Consider the following 6,179-nt stretch of genomic DNA (forward strand, 5'->3'; position numbering starts at 1 on the left):
CGCCGTAAAAAGAATTATTCTGTCCCCTTCCTTTATTCCATGCCTTAATATCGCTCTATAGCAGAACTTCTCCTCGAATCCGAGCGTAGATATTAGAGCGACTCTCATGCTCTTTACATGCAATGATGCAATATTTATACATTGTGGGTTAAAGAAAAGCTTTTATTTGGCATCATGCTCACTATATGAGTATGGGGATGCAATCCAACGCAAATGTCGCCATAGATGTACCAGCGGAGCTAATACCTGAGAACTTAAGAAAAACAGATGTCAGGGAATTCCTGAAAAAATGTATAAAAGTGATTTTAGAGGATGATAAGTTTATAACTAAATCCGGAAAAGGTTATAAAAGAGATGGAAGCCCGATAGAAAATCAAGCTGATCTATCCTTAGCGGGCCACATACTCACCGTGCTTATGATATTTCTCTCCCTTCTCAAACTATATTCAAAATATGATGAAAAAATGAAATTAGATGAAAATTCCTTTAAGAAGCTCGTAATAGGTGCAATACTTCATGATATAAATAAGTATATTGGGAAGGATTACAATGAACTCTCCAGCGAGGATCTCAGGAATGAGATAGAGAACTTTGCCAATAAAGTCGGCTATAAACGAAATGAAGGACAGGACTATTATGAAATTTTATGTATAATGGAGAGGGCTGAGAAAAGTGATTCTGGTGCGCATTGCAGAGCTCTCCCCAAAGATCTTCGAGATATATATCCAGCTATTAAGCTCATAAGAGCTTCGGATGCTATAGCAAGTCGATCTAGTGAGATTCCCGTGTATGATTATCAAATAGTGAATGAGATCGAAAAACAGTTGAGAGAGATAAATGAATTTTTAGGAATAAGTGATAAAGATGTAAGCAAAATACATTTCAAGAAGATCAGTAATACAATTTATAATCTTGGGGTATATATTACACTCCTTAGCATAATTCGTGCGATAGAGAAAAATGGTGGAATTCCAATATTGGCATCTAGAAACAGTGTTATATATTTCGGAGATGAGATTTGTGATGATGATATCATCGAGGAATCAATTTCAATAGTATACAAATTCGCTAGTGGTAAACTTATTAGAGAAAAACGTAAAAGACCAAATCAATCAGATCTCGATTTTCAGACTCTTTATTTCAGACAGGATGAGGATTTTATTAAAATTCACTTCAATAATAGTGAGAATCAAAAGAAGATCCGAGAGTTCTTTGGAAAGTACATTTGGGCAGAGGATTCTGGTGAGGTTCTCTCTGTAGATGATATATTCAATAGAATAGAGGAAGGCGACAAAAATCTCTCATGGATTAGGTATCTTCTCATTTACTCTCTATGTAATGAAGGCTTAAGAAAAGAAAAATTTCCTAATAAGATATTTGATAGTAAAAAGATAGTTCTTCCAAATTCAAGAAAAGATGTCAATAAATATAAGGAGCTAAGCTCTTTACTTGAGAATAAACTGCTAAATGATGAATGGCTCCGCGAACATAGTGATATTATCATCGGTGAATTCATAAAAATCATGAAAAAACTCTCTGATGAGAGGATAGATCCGGTTCGAAAGTTGATAAAGTTCCACTTACAAGGCACTTATTCTACTAGCGAAGAGACTGTTAAATCAAATATATCGGTATGTGCGATCTGTGGCAATTATGATGCTGAAAAACCCTATGAGTCCATAGTAGATTCCGTTCCACTAAAAGAACTTGTCAGCAACTTTTATCCTAACCTAATTAAGAAAAATATGGAGGATGTGAAACTATGCGAATATTGTTATGCGGAATTCCTTCTGAGAAGCTTTATTTTTAATGAAAATTACAAATATTACTTACATGTCTCTCCTTCGATATATTTCCCCATAATAGCTTTAAGCTATACCAGTGAAGGATATTCCTTAAGGGACCTTATGGAAAGGGTAGAGATAGAAGGGGAGTTCGTGAACCCCGTATCCATGAGCGATCCTGATAGTAATAATGTATTAAGCTATTTCATGATAGCAAGAAAAGAAGTAGGAGGGGGAGGTGCCCTTTATTATTACAGGTTATTCGAAAATGCTCTGAATCTTGCTAAACAGGGATTCAGAGTTAGTGTGACTCGATCTTTTAGCAATCCACCGAACGAAAAGGCCTATCTATACTTTGAGCCGATGTATGGGGATTTAAAAATGTTATTTGGGAATCACGAATTTTATTTGATGGACTATAATGGAAATAACATAGAAAGAGTCTCCGATATTATCTTTCTCATTAAGGGGCTGAAAAAGGTATCGGGAGAGAAAGAGGAGAACTTAATAAGTTCTATCGGGAGATCCCCTCTTTCTTCTTTCCATTTTCTTATTTCAGGATCTAATTTTTCTGTTAAGAGTATGGAGGTGGGTCTTTTGGCGGAAAAAGTTGTGGAGAAGTATAGGGAGGGGAGAATACTTCCCATTTTGGAGAGGATGGCAGATGTTTTTTTGAAGAATATGGGGATGTATATTAATCTAGATTCCAGAAACTCAAGAACATGGCCTATAAGGGAGGCTTTCGATGCTTACATAAAATTCCAGAAAATAGAGGGTGTTAAAGATATAATTGCCTCTCAAATACTGAAGTATTGTGGAATAGAATATAAGGAAAAGGCTCTTGAGCTGGCCGATTCTTTCTCAAATTTATTTACAGAATTAGTTAGTTTACTGAAATCTATTTTTGGAACCCCGCTCGTGGATCCGTCAACTAGGACATATATCATAGATACCTTCGATTATTATGTGATCAAGAAGAAGTTAGGAGGAAAGAAACAGGAGGAGGTGGGTGCATGAAAGAAGAGATAAAGAAGCTTCTAGATGGTTATATTGTTGAGAAACCAGCCGATGTGATAGAGAAAGGATTCTCTGGGAAATATATAGATGTATACGTAATTAGAAAAGTAGTAGGAGCAATTATATTCAGGAATACCGATAGAACGGAATTAACCTATACGTCATTAAATGGGAGAACTCACGTTGAAGTGTACTCGAGAAAGTTTAAGGCCCCGGAGAAACTCACGGGCCTTAAAATACTGAAAAGATTTAACAAATTACCTGAAGGGTACTTATATAACGCTGTTTCAAATAGTGATGCTCTCAATAATCCTGTATCGGTTCTTTATGGAGATAGTGTCACGGGAGCCGAAGGAGGTGCCCAAATACCATCAAGAATACTCTATAGCTGGGCCCTCTCCCTTGAAGAATTTCACCAAGTAGCTGAGGAGAAAACGCACAACGCTCTCTCAGAGATGGGCACTATGTGGGAAGCTGGAGGATATAAACAAACTCTTTTCAAGAACATTTACATGAAGAGGGGACATTTACTTCAGTTGGTCAGCTTCTACAATGTTAGTCTAGAAGAGTTGATTTTTGGATTAGGAAATATATTATATACGCACACTTACGGCGCTGAAGATAGTGTTAACCCGAGAAATATAGAAAATGAGATACTAGCTGTTGTCCTTTCGTCTCCATTCGAACTTCCGGTAACACCCTATATCTTAGTAGAGAAAATGTATAATGAAGAGAAAACGGATGAAACACGAGGACCTATAGAAATTCTTAAAAGCATGCTTTTAGAAGAGATCAAAAAATACCCATTTGCTAAGCCACTTCAAGATAATGAGCTTACTGATCTGGTGAAGGCTGTAAGAGATATCTATGAAAATGATGAGAAGATAAAAGAGCTTATTGAAAAGCTCTCAAAACATTCTGATGAGTTCTTTAAGAAACTAACTGGAAAGGAAGGCGAGAAGAAGAGGAGGTAGATGAAAATCGGATCGAATAAAGCGATTATTAGGAGACTAGACATAGAGATAATTTCTCCCTATTTTTACTATACTAGCGGGGGAATTTATGCGGATACCAGCCCTTTTATAGGAGATATAGCTCTCATGTACGCACTTGCTTACTCTTATGGATTCAAATATCCAAGAGAGGACAGTAGAAGGGAAGATCTCAGAAATATGCCTTTTTATATAACTGTGGGAAAGCCAAGAATTCTGAAAATGAAAAAGATGATGAACGTGTCCTCATGTTTTAAAAATAGCATATCAATGATGAAAGAGATATATTTTAGAGAGGGAGGAAGTATCGCGTATAAGAACCTGAGGAGAATAAAACCGCTCGATGTTGGAAGTAGATTCTACTGCTATTATTTCTCGCGAAATTTGGAGTTACCATCTGAATTTGGTGTCAGGATAGGTGCCCAGAGAGATGGGATACTCCATATAACTTCCAGTGAAATTTCTGATGATGATATGAAGGAGGAAATATGGCTAAACGCTTTCACCCTCCTTCATAAGGGTAGAGAGATATCTGATGAAATCGTGAAATTATCGAGACAATCTGATGTATATAATAGATATTATCACATACTTAAAGGGATAAGATTAGAACAGATTTTGGATAAAATCTTGATGATGATCTAGGTGAGACCATGACTCAAAACAGTATAAACGAGATCTTTGAGGAGGAGATACGTACTCCCCAGCTCTACTTACAGTACCATAGTGAAAGGAACGGCATTAAGCTTCATAAGTTCCAGAGTCTCATATTGGATTCTAAAGAATCTATAAATTTTGTGCATGTACCTGTCGGCTCCGGTAAAACATACACATATATATATGAAGTTATACTGGAGGACCATAGTGCCCTCATGGTACTACCTACAAATGCATTAATTGAAGATTTAAAGAGGGAAAGTGAAAGAATCCTTTCAGGCAAGGGAAAGAAAGTATCCTCTCTTACCGCTGGGGAATTAGATAGGAGAAAGGAGGAGGGATCCAGGGGAGAAATTATTAAAAAAACTGTGGATAAAAATGACCTTATTATCACGAATCCTGATATACTCAGTTATTTAATTCATGGTGCATATGGAAATGGAAAAGATGCATTTGACTGGGGTTATGTTTTGTTTGAGAGGGGATTTGACTCCATTGTTTTCGATGAGTATCATCTTTTCTCTGAGGATGAGCTAGCCATAATAACTGCTTTCATATGCGTATATCTTGCTGGAGGAATACCCGAATACAACCCTAGGTTCCACTTCCTGAGCGGCACACCTTGGGAGGATGCTATAGATGAGATAACTGAGCTGTGTGCGGGTTTACATGTCAGCAAGACTAAGATAGAAGAAACCCCCAGCTTTGACAACACGATTCCAGGGAGAATGATTCAAAAGGAGAAGAAAATTTTCATAAATAATAGGATGAATAGAACGCTTTTAGAGGTTCTCACGGAAGGCAAAGATAGCATTAAGGGAGAGATAATAGAATATATTGAAGAGAATTACCCAGTTTTATTCTTATTTGATAGTATATATGATGCAGTAAAATTCGACGACCTTCTCCTCAAATGCTACTCAGAGACTGAAATCGGGAGGAACACCGGGCTAGAGACAAGGGCCAAGGAGAGAGAAAATATCTTCGATATAGAAAAGGTGAAGAATAAGGAATACAAAGCTATAGTAACAACAAACAAGCTCGAGGTTGGTGTGAATTATCCAGTTGATCATGCTTTCATGGAGAGCGGGAGAGAGCTTTCAAATGCACTACAGAGGATAGGGAGAGTAGGGAGAAAAGAGGGGGAGGAGGAAGCAGAGGTATATCTTCTTATATCTGAAAGGATAGCAAAAAATCCTTATAAAATTAGAGCCGATCTCAAGGAGTATTTTAAGAATGTTACAGGTAGTAAAATGATATATTATTCCCGCAATTTTCATAAAAAATATTTCAGAAAATCCCTCTCTATAAATATAAACTTAATTTATGATTCCCTGAAGAAGGGTAGGCAGACGAAGATTATGAAAGAGCGTCTTACTGACTCGTTAAGAAGAATGGGTATGGAGATATATCCTATCACTAGACTTCTGAATGAATACAACTTTTCTGAGGATCTTAGAAAGAAAGTCAGAGAGAGAATTTCCGAAAGTTTCCTAAACTTTAGACCTAATTCTTTCACAAAACGTATAATTCTGAAGAGCAAAAGAGGAGAGATAGAGACGGAATATGATGTAATTAGAGCGCTAATAAAGTTTGAGTTGATTGAATTAAAACCTGAGACTTCAGGAGACTCTTCATTAATTTTCACAAGTGAGGGAAGAGGTCTAAAATTAGACGGGATAAAAATTAAAATAAGCTCACCTTTATGCGAAGAACCGTCCACATTTCC

At 36.7% G+C, this 6,179-nt stretch carries 4 protein-coding genes and 1 pseudogene; 4 read left to right on the forward strand and 1 reads right to left on the reverse strand.

All coding sequences use genetic code 11. The annotated features are described in order from the left end of the window. A pseudogene (locus D6D85_RS17240) lies at nt 1-108 on the reverse strand (CRISPR-associated transcriptional regulator Csa3); the annotation flags it as partial. A gap of 83 nt (nt 109-191) precedes the next feature. Between D6D85_RS17240 and D6D85_RS11455 the strand changes: the two are divergent. The 4 genes from D6D85_RS11455 to cas3 all read left to right on the forward strand — a co-directional run. Then, the gene (locus D6D85_RS11455) at nt 192-2,801 is read left to right on the forward strand and encodes a hypothetical protein (protein ID WP_125672172.1); all 2,610 of its coding nucleotides are present in this window, start codon (nt 192-194) and stop codon (nt 2,799-2,801) included. Next, nucleotides 2,798-3,775, forward strand: coding sequence for a type I-D CRISPR-associated protein Cas7/Csc2 (cas7d, locus tag D6D85_RS11460; RefSeq protein WP_125672173.1), 978 nt, complete (start codon nt 2,798-2,800; stop codon nt 3,773-3,775). Before D6D85_RS11455 ends, cas7d begins: the two co-directional genes overlap by 4 nt. A 240-nt stretch (nt 3,776-4,015) precedes the next feature. Next, nucleotides 4,016-4,438 (forward strand): hypothetical protein, encoded by a 423-nt coding sequence (locus D6D85_RS11465; RefSeq protein ID WP_125672174.1) that lies wholly within the window; start codon nt 4,016-4,018, stop codon nt 4,436-4,438. Between the two features lie 8 nt (nt 4,439-4,446). Continuing rightward, nucleotides 4,447-6,179, forward strand: a 1,733-nt coding sequence (cas3, locus tag D6D85_RS11470) for a type I-D CRISPR-associated helicase Cas3' (RefSeq protein WP_125672175.1), incomplete at its 3' end; no start/stop codon positions are given.

The sequence above is a fragment of the Candidatus Methanodesulfokora washburnensis genome (assembly GCF_003947435.1).
GTDB classification, from domain to species: Archaea; Korarchaeota; Korarchaeia; order Korarchaeales; family Korarchaeaceae; genus Methanodesulfokora; species Methanodesulfokora washburnensis.

Bases quoted from the DNA above. Each gene is read 5' to 3' on its own strand.
- D6D85_RS11455 (WP_125672172.1), top strand. From the start codon at position 192: ATGGGGATGCAATCCAACGCAAATGTCGCCATAGATGTACCAGCGGAG.
- cas7d (WP_125672173.1), top strand. From the start codon at position 2,798: ATGAAAGAAGAGATAAAGAAGCTTCTAGATGGTTATATTGTTGAGAAA.
- D6D85_RS11465 (WP_125672174.1), top strand. From the start codon at position 4,016: ATGAAAAAGATGATGAACGTGTCCTCATGTTTTAAAAATAGCATATCA.